Genomic DNA, 16769 nt, shown 5'->3' with positions numbered 1-16769 from the left:
GGCGAGATATGGCGAATGTCATCACCCATTCCGCGCCACGGAAGCAACCATTCCGCTCGCGCCACACTCCGCCATACGCAAAGGGGGGGCGCCCCGAGCCGAAAGCCCGGGGCGCCCCCCTTCGTCACCTACCAGAGATCACGAATGCGTGCGCAGCAACGTCCGCATCGTCCGCATCGCCACCGACAGATTCGCCAGGTCGAACGCGTCCGAGCTCTGGATCTCCTCCAGCGTCGTCCGCGCCCGGCTCAGGATCGGGGCGTTCTTCTCCTCCCACGCCTTGAAGCGCTGCTCCGGCGTGGAGGTGCCATTGCCGGCGGCGAGGACGTCCGCGGTCAGCGCGGCGTGCGCGGCGTACAGGTCCTCGCGGATCGAGGCGCGCGCCATGGACTGCCAGCGGTCGGCCCGCGGCAGCTCGATGATGCGGTCCATGAGCTGGGTGATGCGGAGCCGGTCGGCGAGGTCGTAGTACACCTCGGCGACCGCCATCGGCTCCTTGCCCGTCCGCTCGGCGACGGCGACGATGTCGAGCGCCGGGAAGGCGGACGAGAACCCGGCGACGCGCTGCGCGAGCTCGACGGGCACGCCCGCGCCGGTCAGCTCGTCGCGGATGCCCTGGTACCACTCCAGGTCCGAGCCGCGAAGCAGCTGCGGCAGCTCGGCCCAGACCTCGGCGACGCCCTTGCTGAAGAAGTCGATCGTCTCGGCGAGCTGCAGCGGCTGCGGCCGGTTGTTGAGCAGCCAGCGCGAACCGCGCTCGACGAGGCGCCGCGAGTGCAGCCGGACCCGGGTCTGGACGTCGGCGGCGACCACATTGTCGAGCGCCTCGACCGCGTCCCACACCTCGCTCAGGCCGAAGATCTCGCGGGCGGCGAGCTGCGCCCGCACGATCTCCTCCAGCGAGGCGCCCGTCTCCTCACGCAGCCGGTGCAGGAAGGTCGAACCACCGGTGTTCACCGTGTCGTTGACCAGCACGGTCGTGATGATCTCGCGGCGCAGCGCGTGCCCGTCGACCTGCTCGGGGAACTTCTCGTGCAGGGCCTTCGGGAAGTACGCGTGCAGCAGCCGCCGCAGATACGCGTCGTCGGGCAGCGTCGTCTGGATCAGCTCGTCCGCGGCCGTGATCTTCGTGTAGGCGAGGAGCACGGCGAGCTCGGGCTGGGAGAGGCCGCGGCCGGAGTTGAGCAGCTCGCGGATCTGCCGGTCGTTCGGCAGGAACTCCAGGCCCCGGTCGAGGTGGCCCCGCTTGCCGAGCCTGCGCATGAAGCGCTGGTGGGCGTGGAGCAGGGACGCCGACTGGGCGACGGCGTTGCCGAGCGCGGTGTTCTGCGCGTAGTTGTTGCGGAGCACCAACTGGCCGACCTCGTCGGTCATTTCGGCGAGCAGCTTGTTGCGCTGCTTGACCGTCATGTCGCCGTTGGCCACCACGGCGTTGAGCAGGATCTTGATGTTCACCTCGTGGTCGGAGGTGTCCACGCCCGCGCTGTTGTCGATGGCGTCGGTGTTGATGCGTCCGCCGGCGCGCGCGAACTCGATGCGGCCCAGCTGGGTGAGGCCGAGGTTGCCGCCCTCGCCGACGACCTTGACGCGCAGGTCCTGGCCGTCCACGCGGATCGCGTCGTTGGCCTTGTCGCCGACGTCGGCGTTCGACTCCGCCGACGACTTCACGTACGTACCGATGCCGCCGTTCCACAGCAGGTCGACCGGCGCCTGGAGGATGGCCTTCATCAGGTCGGCCGGGGTCATCTTGGCGATCTTGCCCTCGATGCCGAGTGCCTCGCGGATCTGGGCGTTGAGCTGGATCGCCTTGGCGCTGCGCGGGAAGACGCCGCCGCCCGCGGAGAGCAGGTCCTTGCTGTAGTCGGCCCAGGAGGAGCGCGGCAGCTCGAAGAGGCGGCGCCGCTCGGCGTACGAGGTGGCGGCGTCCGGCTTCGGGTCGATGAAGATGTGCCGGTGGTCGAATGCCGCGACGAGCCTGATGTGCTCGGAGAGCAGCATGCCGTTGCCGAACACGTCACCGGACATGTCGCCGACGCCGACGACCGTGAAGTCCTCGGACTGGGTGTCGCAGCCCAGCTCCCGGAAGTGCCGCTTGACGGACTCCCAGGCGCCGCGGGCGGTGATGCCCATGCCCTTGTGGTCGTAGCCGGCGGAGCCGCCGGAGGCGAAGGCGTCGCCGAGCCAGAAGTCGTACGACTCCGCGACCTGGTTGGCGATGTCCGAGAACGTCGCGGTGCCCTTGTCGGCGGCGACGACGAGATAGGTGTCGTCCTCGTCGTGGCGCACCACGTCGGAGGGCGGCACGACCTCGCCGGCGACCAGGTTGTCGGTGATGTCGAGCAGCGCCGAGATGAACGTCTTGTAGCAGGCGACGCCCTCCGCCAGCCACGCGTCGCGGTCCACGGACGGGTCGGGCAGCTGCTTGGCGACGAAGCCGCCCTTGGCGCCGACGGGCACGATGACGGTGTTCTTCACCATCTGTGCCTTGACGAGGCCCAGGATCTCGGTCCGGAAGTCTTCCTTCCGGTCGGACCAGCGCAGTCCGCCGCGCGCAACCTTGCCGAACCGCAGGTGGACGCCCTCGACGCGGGGCGAGTACACCCAGATCTCGTACGCGGGACGGGGCGCCGGCAGGTCGGGGATGGCCTGCGGGTCGAACTTCATGGAGACGTAGTTGTGCGGCTCGCCGCTCTCCGCCGTCTGGAAGAAGTTGGTCCGCAGCGTCGCCTTGATGACGGTGAGGAAGGAGCGCAGGATGCGGTCCTCGTCCAGCGATGCGACCTGGTCGAGCGCGCCGTCCAGCTCCTCCAGGAGCCCGTCGGTCAGCTCGGTCCCGGCGCGCTGGCGGTCCGGCGACATCCGCGCCTCGAAGAGCGAGACGAGCAGCCGCGTGGTGTGGACGTTGTTGCGGAGGGTGTCCTCCATGTAGTCCTGGCTGAACGTCGAACCGGCCTGCCGCAGGTACTTCGCGTACGCCCGGAGGACCATCGCCTGACGCCAGTTGAGCCCGGCGCGCAGGACCAGCGAGTTGAACCCGTCGACCTCGGCGGCACCGGTCCAGGCGGCGGCGAAGGCCTCCTGGAAGCGCTCGCGGCCGTCGTCGCCGAGGTAGTCGCCGTTGCCGTTCGGGGACTTGGGCATGCGGAGCCCGAAGTCGTAGATCCACGCGTGCGTACGGTCCGCGCAGCGCAGCTCGTACGGACGCTCGTCGGTGACCTCGACGCCGAGGCGCTGCAGCACGGGCAGCACGGCGGAGAGGGAGACCTGCTCACCGGTGCGGTAGATCTTGAAGCGGCGCTCACCGGGGGCGGCGCCCACCGGCTCGTACAGGGAGAGGGCGAAGTCCTTGTCGTCGTGGCCGAGCTGCTCCAGGTGCTGGAGGTCGGCGACGGCGGCGCGCGGCGTGTGGTCGGCCTTGTAGCCCTCGGGGAAGGCGCTCCCGTACCGGCGAAGGAGCTCGGCGGCGCGCTCCTCGCCGCACTCGGCGGTCAGCGCCTCGGCGAAGCCGTCGGCCCAGGAGCGGGCGGCGTCGACGAGCCGCCCCTCGATGCGCTCGACGTCGGCGTCGGAGAGGTCGGGGACCTCGCCGCCCTTGGGCACTCGCACCACGAAGTGGATACGGGACAGGATCGACTCGGTGTTCCAGGCGGTGAAGTCGACGCTGGCGCCGTTCAGCTCCTCCTTGAGGATGTCGATGATCCGCAGCCGGACGCCGGTGGTGTAGCGGTCGCGCGGCAGGTAGACGAGGGCGGAGTAGTAGCGGCCGTACTCGTCCTTGCGCAGGTAGAGCCGCAGCCGACGCCGCTCCTGGAGGTAGAGGACGCTCGTGACGATGGCCCGCAGCTCGTCGGCGGGCGTCTGGAAGAGCTCGTCGCGCGGGTACGTCTCCAGGATCTGGAGCAGGTCGCGCCCGTCGTGGCTGTTGGCCGAGAACCCGGCACCCTTCAGGACCTCCGCGACCTTGCGGCGGATGACGGGCACGCGGCGCACGGACTCGGTGTACGCGGCGGACGAGAAGAGCCCGAGGAAGCGCCGCTCCCCCACGACATTGCCGTCGGCGTCGAACTTCTTCACGCCGACGTAGTCGAGGTAGCTGGGCCGGTGGACCGTCGCCCGGCTGTTGGCCTTCGTCAGGACGAGGAGCCGGTGCTCACGGGCCTTGGCGCGCGCGTCGGCGGGCAGCCGGTTGAAGGACGGGCTCACCGGGTGGTGGTCGTCGCTGTCGTGCTTCGGGTCGGCGCGCAGGATGCCGAGGCCGGTGCCGGGGACGGCGGCGAGGGAGTCGTCGTCCGTGAGGTCGTACTCACGGAAGCCCAGGAACGTGAAGTGGTTGTCGGCGAGCCAGCGCAGCAGCTCGCGGGCCTCCTCGACCTCCTGGTCGGGCAGGTCACCGGCGGTCGGCTCGGCGGGCAGCTCGTCGGCGATGCGCAGCGCGGCGTCGCGCATCTTCTCCCAGTCCTCGACGGTCTCCCGCACATCGCTGAGGATCCGCAGCAGGTCGGCGGTGATCTGCTTGAGGTCGGCGCGGTCCGTCTCGCGGTCCATCTCGACGTGGATCCACGACTCGACGAGCGCGTCGTGCGGCCGCTCGCCGCCGGCGCCCTCGGTCAGCACCTCGAGGAGCTTTCCGGTCACGTCACGCCGCACGATGACCTGCGGGTGGATCACGACGTGGATGCCGCGCCCCTGCCGGGACAGCTCGTTGGTGACGGAGTCGACGAGGAAGGGCATGTCGTCGGTGACCACCTCGACGACGGAGTGGCTGCAGGTCCAGCCGTTCTCCTCGACCGTCGGGGTGTGGACCCGCACGTTGGCCGTCCCCTGGGGGCGGTTCTCGGCGAGCCGGTAGTGGGAGAAGGCGGCTCCGAAGACGTCGACCGGGTCGCGGTCGGCCAGGTCCTCGGGGGCGGTGTGCAGGTAGTAGCGCTGGAGGAACGCGAGAGCCGTGTCCTGGTCCGGCGTGGCCTCGCTCGTCGTCCCGGTCGGTGCACCGCTCGGCAGGCGCCCTCCGACCGGGCTGTTCTCAGCGACCCGGGCGGCCCTCGCGAGCAGCTCGGCCTTGGCTTCGTCCAGCTTGGTCTGCATTGTCCTCTGACTCCTGTCGCGCGCCATTGCGTGACGTAGAAGGAAGTGATGTGCCGTGACGCCGCGGCCCGGGGTCTCCGGCCGGAATCGACGTTATGCCGCGGTGCGGGAAGAGCGGTCGGCTTTCCGCCATTTTCAGCGGTTCCGCTGACGGATGGCAGGCCCGGCCGGTCCGGCCGCAGCGCGAAGAAGCGTCAGCGAGGCCCCGGGCACGGTTGTCCACCGTGTTTCCCGGGCGCAGGGCGGGGGCGTCCATGCCCCCGCGGGATATCGCGCTGATCACGGGTCAAGGCTATCGCCCCCGACCCGGAAGCCGTCATGAGCCGTATGTGTACAAAAGCAGGGGTGGAACTTTGACAGTCTGCACAGTGACCCCGGCCGCCACCCCCTCTTGGCAAACAGCCACCGTGCGGGCACGTTGGCGGGAGGGGCCGGCCGACAACGGCAGCGCCCGTCCGAGGGGAGCGCGGCAAGATGGCAGCGAAGATCCTGATAGTCACCGGCGACGCGGCGGAGTCACTGGAAGTCCTCTACCCCTACCAGCGGCTGCGCGAGGAGGGCTACGACGTCCACATAGCCGCCCCCGCCCGCAAGAAGCTGCGCCTGGTGATCCACGACTTCGAGCCGGGCTTCGACACGTACACGGAGAAGCCGGGCTACACCTGGCCCGCGGACCTCGCCTTCTCCGAGGTGGATCCCGGCCAGTACGCCGCCCTGGTGATCCCGGGCGGCCGGGCCCCGGAGTATCTGCGCAACGACCCGGAGCTCCGCAAGATCCTCAAGTCCTTCTTCGACGCGGACAAGCCGGTGGCCCAGATCTGCCACGGCCCGCTCCTCACCGCCGCGATCGACGGCCTGAGCGGCCGCAGGGTCACGGCGTATCCGGCCCTCGAGCTGGACATGCAGGCGGCGGGGGCGACGTTCCAGGACGCGGAGGTGGTGGTGGACGGCACGCTGGTCTCGTCCCGCGCGTGGCCGGACCACTCGGGCTGGATGCGGGAGTTCCTCACGGTCCTGCGGGCGAAGGCGCCGGTCAGCTGATACGGAGCAACACCTTCCGCTAGGTATACGGAGACGCGTACATCGGTATGCGGATCCTCGGGCGTACCGATGCCGGGAAGCGCACGCACCCGACAGACTCGGTCCTGCGCCGCTCACGGGGCCGCGCGGGGCGGGGATGCCGACAGTGCCTGGTCAACTCCCCCACGGCTGTCGTGGCAAGGCATCACCCGCCCCACCACACCCCGTGCCCGGCCGCCGGACGCCTGCCCTTGTCGGCGAGGGCAGGCGTCCCACCCAGGGCCCCACCGCGCCCGAGCTACCCGGCCCAGGGGCCACCGCGCCCGAGCTACCCGGCCCAGGGGCCCACCGCGCCCCGAGCTACCCGACTTCGGCCGCCCCCGCGATCTCCGTGCGGGACCCGACCCCCAGCTTCGCCAGAATGTGCTCGACGTGCGCGTCCGCGGTCCGCTTCGAGATGACGAGCCGCTCGGCGATCTCCCGGTTGGACAGCCCCTGGGCGACCAGCGCGGCGACCTCCCGCTCCCGCCGCGTCAGCACATCACCCGCCACCCGCCGCCCGGCCCCGGCCCCCCGCGGAGCCGGCGGCCGCCCCGGCGCGTCCGCGTCGCCCCGCACCGCCTCCAGCATCTGCCGCCCGGACAGCCGCGCCCCCACCGCGTGCCACCGGTCGAACTGCTTGCCGCCCAGCGCCTCCCGCACGGACTTCCGCGCCGCCTCCTGCTGCTCCAGCAGCGTCGGCAGCATGCCGATCGGGTCTCCCTGGAGCCGCCGCGCGTTCTCCGCGTACCCGAACAGCCAGGCGGCCCGCACGTGCCGCCCCTCGCGCGCCGCCGCCCACGCCAGTCCGTGGCAGCACATCGCGGCGACGAGGATCTCGTCGACCTCGCCCGCCGCCTCCATCCCCCGGCACATCGACGCGACCCCGGCCTCGCGCTCCCCCACGAGCCACCGCACCAGCCCCTGCACCATCAGCGTGGAGCCGTAGAACTGCCGCTCGCCGACCCCCTCCAACGCGTCGAGGCCCTGCGCGCAGAGCTCCAGGGCCCCGTCCGTGTCCCCGAGGACGGCCCGCAGCAGAGCGCCCTCGCAGCTCATCACCACGAGTCCCAGCCGGTTGTCGCGCTCGGACATCCGCCGCCGCACGTCCGCGAGCCCCGCGAGCCCCGTCTCGTCCCCGCACAGCGCGGCGAGCCCCTGGGCGTACGCCTCGGCGAACTGCGCGACGTCCTCGTCGCCCGCCCGCTCCGCGCACTCCTGCGCGAGCGCCATCCGCTCGACGGCCGTCGCGAGATCCGCGGTCCAGACCCCGAAGGCCCCGGTCGCCAGCAGCCCCCAGGCCCGCGCCGAGCAGTCCTCGGGGACGCGCTCCAGCCCCTTCTCGATCCAGTACGCGCCTTCGGAGAGCGTCCCGGAGGCCCGCCAGTGCGGCCACAGCCGCGCCGCGAGGCGGAGCCCCTCCCGCTCCCGCCCCGCCGTCCCGTACGCGTACTCCAGGGCGGCCCGCAGCCCCGCCGACTCGGCGCGGACGGCCCGGTGCAGCTCCGGCTGCGCGGCGGTCAGGAACCCCTCCTCGAAGCGCCGCCCCAGGTCCCGGTAGTACGCGAAGTGCCGCGCCCGCAGCGCCGCACCCCCGTCGCCCTCCGCCGCACCGAGCCGCTCGGCCCCGTACTCTCGGAGGGTGTCGAGCAGCCGGTACCGGCTCCCGGCCTCCCCGAGCCGCTGCACCACCGACTTGTCGACGAGCCCGATCAACTGCCCGAGCACCTCCCCGACGGGCAGCGCCTCGTCCCCGCACACCTGCTCGGCCGCCGCCAGCTCGAAGGACCCGGCGAAGACCGAGAGCCGGGCCCACAGCAGCCGCTCGCCGGGCGTGCACAGCTCATGGGACCAGTCGATGGCGGTACGCAACGTCTGGTGCCGCGACAGAGCGGTGCGCCGCCCCCCGGTGAGCACTTGGAAACGGTCGTCGAGCCGCGCCACGAGCTCCTCGACCGACACGGCCCGCAACCGCACCGCGGCGAGCTCCAGAGCCAGCGGAATGCAGTCGAGCCGCTCCACCAGGGCCACCAGCCGCTCCCGGTTGGCGTCGCCCACCCGGAACCCGGGCACGACCCCTGCGGCCCGCTGCGCGAACAGCTCCACCGCGTCGTCCGGCGCGAGCGGCGAGACGGGACAGCAGTGCTCCCCCGGCACGTCCAGCGGCTGCCGGCTGGTCGCGAGCACACACACGTCCGCGGCCTCGCGCAGCAGAATGTCGGAGAGCATCGCGCACGCGTCGACGAGGTGCTCGCAGGTGTCGAGGACGATGAGCAGCCGCCGCCCCTGCAGATGCGCCACGACCGCGTCGAGCGGCTCCATCCCGGACTGCTCCGGCAGTTCGAGGACGGCTGCGAGCGTCGCGGGGATCAACTCCGGGTCCCGCAACGCGGACAGCTCGGCCAGCCACACCCCGTCCGGAAACCGCTCCCCGAGCCCGGCGGCGGCCCGCAGCGCGGTACGGCTCTTGCCGACACCTCCCGGCCCGACCAGCGTGACGAGCCGCGCGTACTCGAACGCCGCCCGCACCTGCGCCAGTTCGTCCACCCGTCCGACGAACGAGGTCAATTCGGCGGGCAGTTGCCCGCCCCGCCGCTGCCCGAAGCCGAAACCCATCGCGATACCGCCCCCGCCCACGTCGTCCCGCGGATCCGGACCTCAGCGTACGCAGAACGACGCGGAGCGTGAACGGAATCCCCGCAACCGCCCTCAGGCGACGAGCCGCTCCGCCTCCTCGACGGCCTCCGCCAGACTGTCGACGACGGGTACCCCGGCAAGCTCCAGACTCGCCCGGCTGTGCGAGCCCCCGGTGTAGAGCACGGCCCGCGCCCCCACATGGGCCGCGGCGACGGCGTCGTCGACGGCGTCCCCGATGACGACGACCCGATCGACGTCGAGCCGCTCCTCGAAGGCGTCGAGGTGCCGCACCATCCGCTCGGCCTTACCGGCGTGCGAATCGTCGGTGCGCCCGTCGATCCGCATGAAGTACTCGTGAATCCCGAACCGGCGCACGACGGGGATCAGCCGCTCGTGCGGGGCGAGCGACAACAACGACTGCGTACGCCCCTCGTCGCGCCGCGCGGCGAGCAGCTCGGCGGCCCCCTCGGCCAGCCCGCAGGCCTCCGCCCGCGCCCAGTAGTGCCGGTGGAAGACGGCGTCCATGACCCGCCACTCGGCATCGGTGGGCAGCCGCCCCATCAGCCGCTCGTAGAACCGCGGAATCGGCACGCAGTACAGGTCGCGGTACCGCTCCAGCGTGATCGCCTCGAGCCCGAGCTCCGCGAAGGACGCGTTCGTCGCCTCGATCACCGCATGGATGTCATGCAGCAACGTCCCGTTCCAGTCCCACACGATATGCGCCCCGCGCACCGACTTCCCCATACGAAAAACCTACCCTCCCGGCCACCGGAGGCGAGGGCGGTGGCCTCAGCTCCCACCGGGCCGCAGCCGCGAGCGCGCCGGAGGGGACGTGGGGGTATGTGCGAACGGAGCACCGAGGAAACATCGGCGCCTTTGTCCGTGTGCCGCGGCGCAGGGATGGCGAGTACGCACATACCCCCGCGGCCCCGCCCCACAGACGAACAGAAGGCGCAGACGCCCGCCCAAGGCGCCCCGCCAGAAAAGTCAGCGAATCAACCCGGGAATCTCCTGCGTGGCAAACCACAGCAGCTCATGATCCTCGACCCCGTCCACCACGAACCGCGCGTCGTCGTCACCATGGTCCGCCGCCCCCAACGCCTCGACCGCGGCCCGCACGTCCTCCTCCGCGTCCCCCGCGTCGACGTGCACCGCCGCCACCTTCCCCAGCGGCAGCGCCGAACCGATCCGCACCTCACCGAGCGCCCCCTGATCGAGCCCCCGGTCGGGATCGGCGACGGCCGCCCCGTCCGGCACGTCCGCCGCGAGCACGACCCGGCGCCGCGCGGCCCCGGACTCCCCGGCGAGCATCCGCAGGGACGCGCTCGCCGCCCGGTTCAGCGCCGCGTACTCCAGCTCCTCGATGTCGTCCGAGACGTACCACTCCCGCAGAGCGGGCGTGACGGCGTAGGCGACGAGCGGCCCGGGCCCCAGCTCCCCGGCCTCGTACGCCTCGGCGAGCCGGGGCAGGGTCACAGGAACGTAGACGCGCATGGGGCTGACCGCTTTCATCCGTGTCCGCAGCACGCGGACTTCGTGGTCGTGGAGAGATCTTCAGGATACGTGCGGGAGCCCCCTGAATACGTGCGGGAGTCCCCCATCGAGCTCCCCCCACAACCCCCGCGGCGGTCAACACACGTCCGACATCTCACCCACCACACCCCCGCCGCCCCACCACCTCCGAGCCGCCGCACCCCCCTGATAGGTGAACCCGAGATCGACCTCCCGCACCCCCTCGGCCCCCTTGCCACGCCCTCCCCCACCCCCGTACAAGATCCCCACCAGCAAGTTACTCCCCGGTACAAGAGAGGCACCCCGATGCACAAGGTGATGACGAGGCCCCGCCCCCGCCCGGCAGCCACCCGCCCGCCCGCGAGCCGCCCGCCCACGGGCCGCCCTCCGACGCGGAGGGACTCCCGCCGCCCCGCGAACCGCGAACGCCCGCCCGGCACGATCCCCGCCCAGCCACCCCCGCACCCCACCGAGGTCTTCGCGGAACGCCTGCTCCTGGTCCTCAGCGGCCAGCGCCCGATGCACTGGGTGGCCCGGCACATCGCCAACACGGCCTTCGACGACCTGGCCCGCCTGGCGGAGATCAGGCCGCTCTGCGCGGACGGCCACCGCCCCACGATCCACCGGATCGGCCACTACCAGCCGCACCCCGAGACGTACGAGGTCTTCGCCCGCGTCGCGACGGGCCCGAGGCTGCGCGCGCTGGCGTTCCGCCTGACGCTGGGAGCGGACCGAAGGTGGCGCTGCACGGCGGTCGAAACAGACCCACGCCCCTGAGACAACCCCTGACCACCTACGACACCCCACGACGAAGGGGCCGGACAAAAGCCCGGCCCCTCACGCCACCACTCAAAGCAACAAACGCTGCTGCGGCCTACTTCTTGCGCCGCCGCCCGCCCTTCTGAGCCTTGCGCCGCTCCGCCCGGGTCATCCCGTCCGCCTCGGACCGGACCTCGGAGCCGTCCGTGGTGAAGTCACCCTCGTCGACACCGCCCTCGGCGTTCGGCGCCTGGAAGTGCAGGCGGTCGGGCCGCTGCGGGGCCTCGAGGCCCTTGGCGTGGATCTCCGGCCGCGAGGCCCCGGCGCCCGCGGGCACCGCGTCCTGCACGCCGTCCTTCGTCAGCGAAGGCGCCGCGTCCGAGACGGGGACTTCCTCGACCTGCTGCTCGACCTGGACCTCCAGGTTGAACAGGTAGCCGACGGACTCCTCCTTGATGCCGTCCATCATGGCGTTGAACATGTCGAAGCCCTCGCGCTGGTACTCGACCAGCGGGTCCTTCTGCGCCATGGCGCGGAGGCCGATGCCCTCCTGGAGGTAGTCCATCTCGTAGAGGTGCTCGCGCCACTTGCGGTCCAGGACCGACAGGACGACACGCCGCTCCAGCTCACGCATGATGTCGGAGCCGAGCTGCGCCTCACGGGCCGCGTACTGCTCGTGGATGTCGTCCTTGATGGCCTCGGAGATGAACTCGGCGGTGAGGCCCGCGCGGTCGCCCGCGGCCTCCTCCAGCTCCTCGACGGTCACCTTGACGGGGTAGAGCTGCTTGAAGGCGCCCCACAGCCGGTCCAGGTCCCACTCCTCGGCGAAGCCCTCGGCGGTCTCGGCGGCGATGTACGCGTCGATCGTGTCGTCCATGAAGTGCGTGATCTGGTCCTGCAGATCCTCGCCCTCCAGGACGCGGCGACGCTCTCCGTAGATGACCTCGCGCTGCCGGTTGAGGACCTCGTCGTACTTGAGGACGTTCTTCCGGGTCTCGAAGTTCTGCTGCTCGACCTGCGACTGCGCGGAGGCGATCGCGCGGGTCACCATCTTGTTCTCGATCGGCACGTCGTCCGGCACATTGGCCATGGACATCACGCGCTCGACCATCTGCGCCTTGAAGAGGCGCATCAGGTCGTCACCGAGCGACAGGTAGAAACGGGACTCGCCGGGGTCGCCCTGACGGCCGGAACGACCGCGCAGCTGGTTGTCGATACGGCGCGACTCGTGCCGCTCCGTGCCCAGCACGTAGAGGCCGCCGAGCTCCTTGACCTCTTCGAACTCGGTCTTGACGGCCCGCTCGGCCTTCTCCATGGCGGCGGGCAGCGCGGCGGCCCACTCCTCGGCGTGCTCGACGGGGTCGAGGCCGCGCTGGCGCAGCTCCGCCTCCGCGAGGTCGTCGGGGTTGCCGCCGAGCTTGATGTCCGTACCGCGGCCGGCCATGTTCGTGGCGACCGTCACGGCGCCCTTGCGGCCGGCCTGGGCGACGATCGTCGCCTCACGGTCGTGCTGCTTGGCGTTCAGCACCTCGTGCTGAACGCCGCGCTTGGACAGCTGCTGGGAGAGGTACTCCGACTTCTCGACGGAGGTCGTGCCGACCAGGATCGGCTGACCCTTCTCGTGCTTCTCGGCGATGTCGTCGACGACGGCGGCGAACTTCGCGACCTCGGTGCGGTAGATCAGGTCGGACTGGTCGGCGCGGACCATCGGCCGGTTCGTCGGGATCGGCACGACGCCCAGCTTGTAGATCTGGTGGAACTCGGCGGCCTCGGTCATGGCCGTACCGGTCATGCCGGAGAGGCCGCTGTCGTAGCCCTCGCGCTTGTAGAGGCGGAAGAAGTTCTGGAGGGTGATGGTCGCAAGGGTCTGGTTCTCGTCCTTGATGTCCACCCCTTCCTTCGCCTCGATCGCCTGGTGCATGCCCTCGTTGTAGCGGCGGCCGGCGAGGATACGGCCGGTGTGCTCGTCGACGATCATGACTTCGCCGTCGATGACGACGTAGTCCTTGTCCTTCTTGAAGAGTTCCTTGGCCTTGATGGCGTTGTTCAGATAACCCACCAGCGGCGTGTTCACCGACTCGTAGAGGTTGTCGATGCCCAGCCAGTCCTCGACCTTGGCGACGCCGGACTCGTGGATGGCGACGGTGCGCTTCTTCTCGTCGACCTCGTAGTCCCCGGTCTCCTCGATGCCCTTGAGCTGGTTGCCGGGCTCACCCTTGGTGAGGCGGGTGACCAGCTTGGCGAAGTCGCCGTACCACTTGGTGGCCTGGTCGGCGGGGCCGGAGATGATCAGCGGCGTACGGGCCTCGTCGACGAGGATCGAGTCGACCTCGTCGACGATCGCGAAGTTGTGGCCGCGCTGCACCAGCTCTTCCTTCGACCACGCCATGTTGTCGCGCAGGTAGTCGAAGCCGAATTCGTTGTTCGTGCCGTAGGTGATGTCGCAGTTGTACTGCTCGCGGCGCTGGGCCGGCGTCATGTTGGCCAGGATGCAGCCGACGGACAGGCCCAGGAACTTGTGGACGCGACCCATCATCTCGGAGTCGCGCTCGGCCAGGTAGTCGTTGACCGTGATCAGGTGGACGCCCTTGCCGGAGAGGGCGTTCAGATAAGCGGGCAGGGTGCCGACGAGGGTCTTGCCCTCACCGGTCTTCATCTCCGCGACGTAGCCCATGTGCAGCGCGGCGCCGCCCATCATCTGGACGTCGTAGTGGCGCTGGCCCAGGACGCGCTTGGCGGCCTCGCGGACCGTCGCGAAGGCCTCGGGAAGGAGGTCGTCGAGCGTCTCGCCGTCGGCGTATCGCTCCTTGTACTCCTGGGTCAGCGCGCGCAGCTCGGCGTCGGAGAGGCTGACGAAGTCCTCTTCGATGGAGTTGACCTGGTCCGCGATGCGGTGCAGCTTGCGCAGGATCTTGCCTTCGCCTGCACGCATGATCTTCGAGAGGACGGACACGGGGGTTGGTCTCCTTGCCGGTCGGGCCTGGCATGGTCGGTTTTACTCGTCGGGCACCGGCCATCGTATGCGAGGACCGGGCCGCGCCGGGAGGTGTGCCATGAGGTCAACGGACGAGGGGCGCCGAAGGTGCCGGGCCGGTCACCGGATCGGTGATCGCGAAAGCCGGTAAAGCGCTGGCTCCGGGGGCCTCGTCCCAGCAGAATCGATTGATGGAGCCCGTCACCCTCACCACCGAACGTCTGTACCTGCGCGTCTTCACGCCCGAGGACATCGCCGAGACGTACGCGGCCTGCCAGGACCCGGAGATCCAGCGCTGGACCACCATCCCCTCTCCGTACGCGCGCCTGGACGCCGAGGACTTCGTGCACGCCGTGGTCCCCGAGGGCTGGCGCAACGACACGGAGTACACCTTCGCCGTACGTTCCCGTGCGGGCGGCCCCCTGCTCGCCGCCGCCAGCCTGCACCACCCGCGTTCGGGCACCTGGGAGATCGGTTACTGGACGGCGAAGGAGCACCGGGGCCGCGGCTATATGCGCGAGGCCGTGCTCGCCCTCGCCCGCTGGGCCTTCACCGACCTGCGCTGCACCCGTCTGGAGTGGCGCGCGGAGGTCGGCAACACCGGCTCGCGGGCGGTCGTGGAGAAGGCCGGCTTCACCGTGGAGGGCGTGCACCGCGCGGGCCTGCTCAACAAGGAGACGCTCCGCGACTGCTGGATCGGCTCGCTGCTCCCCTCGGACCTCGGCCTGCCGTCACCGCACCCATATCTGCCCGCGAAGGCGTGAGGCCCCACCCCGAAGGACCCGGCCGACCGGGCCCGGCGCCGTTGTCAGTGCCGCCCCCTATCGTTCGGACCATGACGAGCCTGCCGAGCCCCGCCATCGAACTCTCCGCCGACGAGGCACGCCGTATGGTCCTGCGCGCGCAGGGCTTCCTGGGCGCCCCCGACCGCAGGTCCGGGGTGCGGGGCGTGCTGCGCCACCTCGGCGCGGTCCAGCTCGACACGATCTCGGTCCTGGCCCGCTCGCACGAACTCATTCCGTACGCACGCCTGGGCGCCGTCGGCCGCGACACCGTGGAAGCGGCGTACTGGACGGACACGCATGCCTTTGAGTACTGGTCGCACGCCGCGTGCATCCTCCCCATCGAGGAGTGGCCGCACTTCGCCTTCCGCCGCCGCGCCTACCGCACCCGCCCGCAGTGGCACCACGACCTGCCCGCCGGTGCGTACGACCAGGTCATCAAGCAGCTCCGCGCCGAAGGCCCCCTCACCGCGACCGAGTTGGGCGGCGCGAAGAACAAGGGCGAGTGGTGGGACTGGTCCGAGTCGAAGATCGCCGTCGAGCGTGCGCTGATGCACGGCGAGGTGGTGTGCACCGAGCGCCGCTCCTGGAAGCGGGTGTACGACCTGGCGGAGCGCGCCGTCCCGGACGCCCTGCTCCACGACGACCTGGACGACACGGAGTGTCTGCGCCGCCTGGTCCGGCTGGCCGGTGAGGCGCTGGGCATCGGCACGCGCGCGGACATCGCCGACTACCACCGCCTCAAGGGCGAGCAGTTCGACGCGGTGGTCGCGGACTCGGGCCTGGTGCCGGTGACCGTCCAGGGCTGGGCCAAGCCGGCCTGGGCGGACCCGAAGGCCCTGGAGACGACGCCCCGCGGCCGGCACCGCACGACGCTCCTGTCCCCCTTCGACTCACTGATCTGGGAGCGGGCGCGCACCGAGCGGATCTTCGGGTTCACGCACCGCCTTGAGGCGTATGTGCCCAAGCCGAAGCGGATCCACGGCTATTTCGCGATGCCGCTGCTCGCCGGCGGCAGGCTCCTCGGCCGGGTCGACCCGGCGCGCGAGGGCAGCACCCTGGTCGCCAGGCAGGTCGCGCTCGACACCCCGAAGGCGGTGGCCCCGATGGCTCAGGCGCTGCTTGAGGCGGCGTCCTGGGTCGGCTGCGACACGGTGCGGGTGGAGCGGGTGAACCGCCCCGAGCTCACCGCCGAGCTGGTCGGGGCCCTCACCTGATCTCGAGGATCTTCTCCCGCATCGCGTAGACCACGGCCTCCATCCTGGAGTGCAGCTGCAGCTTCTCCAGGATGTTGCGCACGTGGTTCTTCACGGTGTTCTCGGAGATGAACAACTCCTTGGCGATGTCACGGTTGTTCATACCGGTGGCGACGAGCTTGAGCACTTCGAGCTCCCGGTCGGTCAGCCGGGGCGCCGGGACGAGCCGCCGCTCGTCGGTGCGCTGGATCATCGACTTGAACTCGGTGAGCAGCTTGGACGCCATCGACGGGCTGATCTGCGACTGCCCGTCCGCCACCGCGCGGATCGCCGTCGCCACCTCGTCCGTGGAGATCTCCTTGAGGAGATAGCCGGTGGCGCCCGCCTTGATCGCGTCGTAGAGGTCGGCTTCCTCGTCGCTGATCGTCAGCATGATGATCTTGGCGCTGGGCGCCACCTCCTTGATGGAGGTGCATGCCTCGATGCCGCCGCGTTTCGGCATGCGTACGTCCATGAGCACGATGTCGGGCAGCAGATCGGCGGCCTTGTCCACCGCCTCCGCGCCGTCGCCCGCCTCTCCGACGACCTGGATGTCCTCCTCGGCGGCGAGGACGATCTCCAGGCCGCGGCGGAAGAGGGCGTGGTCATCCACCACAAGGACCCTGATGGGCTCCTTGCGTGGGGCGCCCGCGTCCGTGCCGATGCCGATGCCGTCGCCGGCACCCTGGTGACGCATCGGTCCGAAGCTGTCCGCCATCGTTCCTC

At 70.7% G+C, this 16769-nt stretch carries 10 protein-coding genes; 4 read left to right on the top strand and 6 right to left on the bottom strand.

Going from position 1 to position 16769, the window contains the following annotated elements; translation table 11 throughout:
- Positions 1–138 precede the first annotated feature (138 nt).
- Positions 139–5085 carry an NAD-glutamate dehydrogenase gene (locus tag ACZ56E_RS39340; RefSeq protein WP_471221796.1) on the bottom strand — a complete coding sequence of 1649 codons (4947 nt, stop codon included), beginning with the start codon at positions 5083–5085 and terminating at the stop codon, positions 139–141.
- Between the two features lie 474 nt (positions 5086–5559).
- Between ACZ56E_RS39340 and ACZ56E_RS39335 the strand changes: the two genes are divergently transcribed.
- Positions 5560–6126, top strand: coding sequence for a DJ-1/PfpI family protein (locus ACZ56E_RS39335; RefSeq protein WP_471221795.1), 567 nt, complete (start codon positions 5560–5562; stop codon positions 6124–6126).
- A gap of 339 nt (positions 6127–6465) precedes the next feature.
- On the opposite strand, the gene ACZ56E_RS39330 is transcribed toward ACZ56E_RS39335, so the two are convergent.
- From ACZ56E_RS39330 to ACZ56E_RS39320, 3 genes are all read right to left on the bottom strand, one after another.
- Positions 6466–8760 (bottom strand): ATP-binding protein, encoded by a 2295-nt coding sequence (locus ACZ56E_RS39330; protein ID WP_471221794.1) that lies wholly within the window; start codon positions 8758–8760, stop codon positions 6466–6468.
- Positions 8761–8853: 93 nt separating this feature from the next.
- Complete coding sequence (locus ACZ56E_RS39325; RefSeq protein WP_468601741.1) at positions 8854–9525, bottom strand: HAD family hydrolase; 672 nt, start codon at positions 9523–9525, stop codon at positions 8854–8856.
- 243 nt (positions 9526–9768) lie between these two features.
- Entirely contained in the window at positions 9769–10275 is a 507-nt protein-coding gene (locus ACZ56E_RS39320) for a DUF6912 family protein (RefSeq protein ID WP_471221837.1), read from the bottom strand.
- Between the two features lie 336 nt (positions 10276–10611).
- Between ACZ56E_RS39320 and ACZ56E_RS39315 the strand changes: the two genes are divergently transcribed.
- The gene (locus tag ACZ56E_RS39315; protein ID WP_468601743.1) at positions 10612–11070 is read left to right on the top strand and encodes an Rv3235 family protein; all 459 of its coding nucleotides are present in this window, start codon (positions 10612–10614) and stop codon (positions 11068–11070) included.
- 97 nt (positions 11071–11167) lie between these two features.
- On the opposite strand, the gene secA is transcribed toward ACZ56E_RS39315, so the two are convergent.
- Positions 11168–14005 carry a preprotein translocase subunit SecA gene (gene secA, locus ACZ56E_RS39310; RefSeq protein WP_471221793.1) on the bottom strand — a complete coding sequence of 946 codons (2838 nt, stop codon included), beginning with the start codon at positions 14003–14005 and terminating at the stop codon, positions 11168–11170.
- A gap of 212 nt (positions 14006–14217) precedes the next feature.
- Between secA and ACZ56E_RS39305 the strand changes: the two genes are divergently transcribed.
- Together ACZ56E_RS39305 and ACZ56E_RS39300 are read left to right on the top strand one after the other, a co-directional pair.
- Positions 14218–14790: a GNAT family N-acetyltransferase gene (locus ACZ56E_RS39305; RefSeq protein ID WP_468601747.1), complete on the top strand. Its 573-nt coding sequence runs from the start codon at positions 14218–14220 to the stop codon at positions 14788–14790.
- 71 nt (positions 14791–14861) lie between these two features.
- Entirely contained in the window at positions 14862–16025 is a 1164-nt protein-coding gene (locus tag ACZ56E_RS39300; RefSeq protein ID WP_471221792.1) for a winged helix-turn-helix domain-containing protein, read from the top strand.
- On the opposite strand, the gene ACZ56E_RS39295 is transcribed toward ACZ56E_RS39300, so the two are convergent.
- On the bottom strand, positions 16018–16761 hold the full coding sequence (locus ACZ56E_RS39295) for a response regulator (RefSeq protein WP_398795889.1): 744 nt from the start codon (positions 16759–16761) through the stop codon (positions 16018–16020). The genes ACZ56E_RS39300 and ACZ56E_RS39295 overlap by 8 nt on opposite strands.
- Positions 16762–16769: the final 8 nt, after the last annotated feature.

The organism is Streptomyces sp. NPDC039480 (assembly GCF_055597165.1).
The sequence above is the reverse complement of the archived record's forward strand: the minus strand, read 5'-3'. Positions and strand labels throughout refer to the sequence as shown.

Bases quoted from the DNA above. Each gene is read 5' to 3' on its own strand.
- ACZ56E_RS39340 (WP_471221796.1), bottom strand. From the start codon at position 5,085: ATGCAGACCAAGCTGGACGAAGCCAAGGCCGAGCTGCTCGCGAGGGCC.
- ACZ56E_RS39335 (WP_471221795.1), top strand. From the start codon at position 5,560: ATGGCAGCGAAGATCCTGATAGTCACCGGCGACGCGGCGGAGTCACTG.
- ACZ56E_RS39330 (WP_471221794.1), bottom strand. From the start codon at position 8,760: ATGGGTTTCGGCTTCGGGCAGCGGCGGGGCGGGCAACTGCCCGCCGAA.
- ACZ56E_RS39325 (WP_468601741.1), bottom strand. From the start codon at position 9,525: ATGGGGAAGTCGGTGCGCGGGGCGCATATCGTGTGGGACTGGAACGGG.
- ACZ56E_RS39320 (WP_471221837.1), bottom strand. From the start codon at position 10,275: ATGCGCGTCTACGTTCCTGTGACCCTGCCCCGGCTCGCCGAGGCGTAC.
- ACZ56E_RS39315 (WP_468601743.1), top strand. From the start codon at position 10,612: ATGACGAGGCCCCGCCCCCGCCCGGCAGCCACCCGCCCGCCCGCGAGC.
- ACZ56E_RS39305 (WP_468601747.1), top strand. From the start codon at position 14,218: ATGGAGCCCGTCACCCTCACCACCGAACGTCTGTACCTGCGCGTCTTC.
- ACZ56E_RS39300 (WP_471221792.1), top strand. From the start codon at position 14,862: ATGACGAGCCTGCCGAGCCCCGCCATCGAACTCTCCGCCGACGAGGCA.
- ACZ56E_RS39295 (WP_398795889.1), bottom strand. From the start codon at position 16,761: ATGGCGGACAGCTTCGGACCGATGCGTCACCAGGGTGCCGGCGACGGC.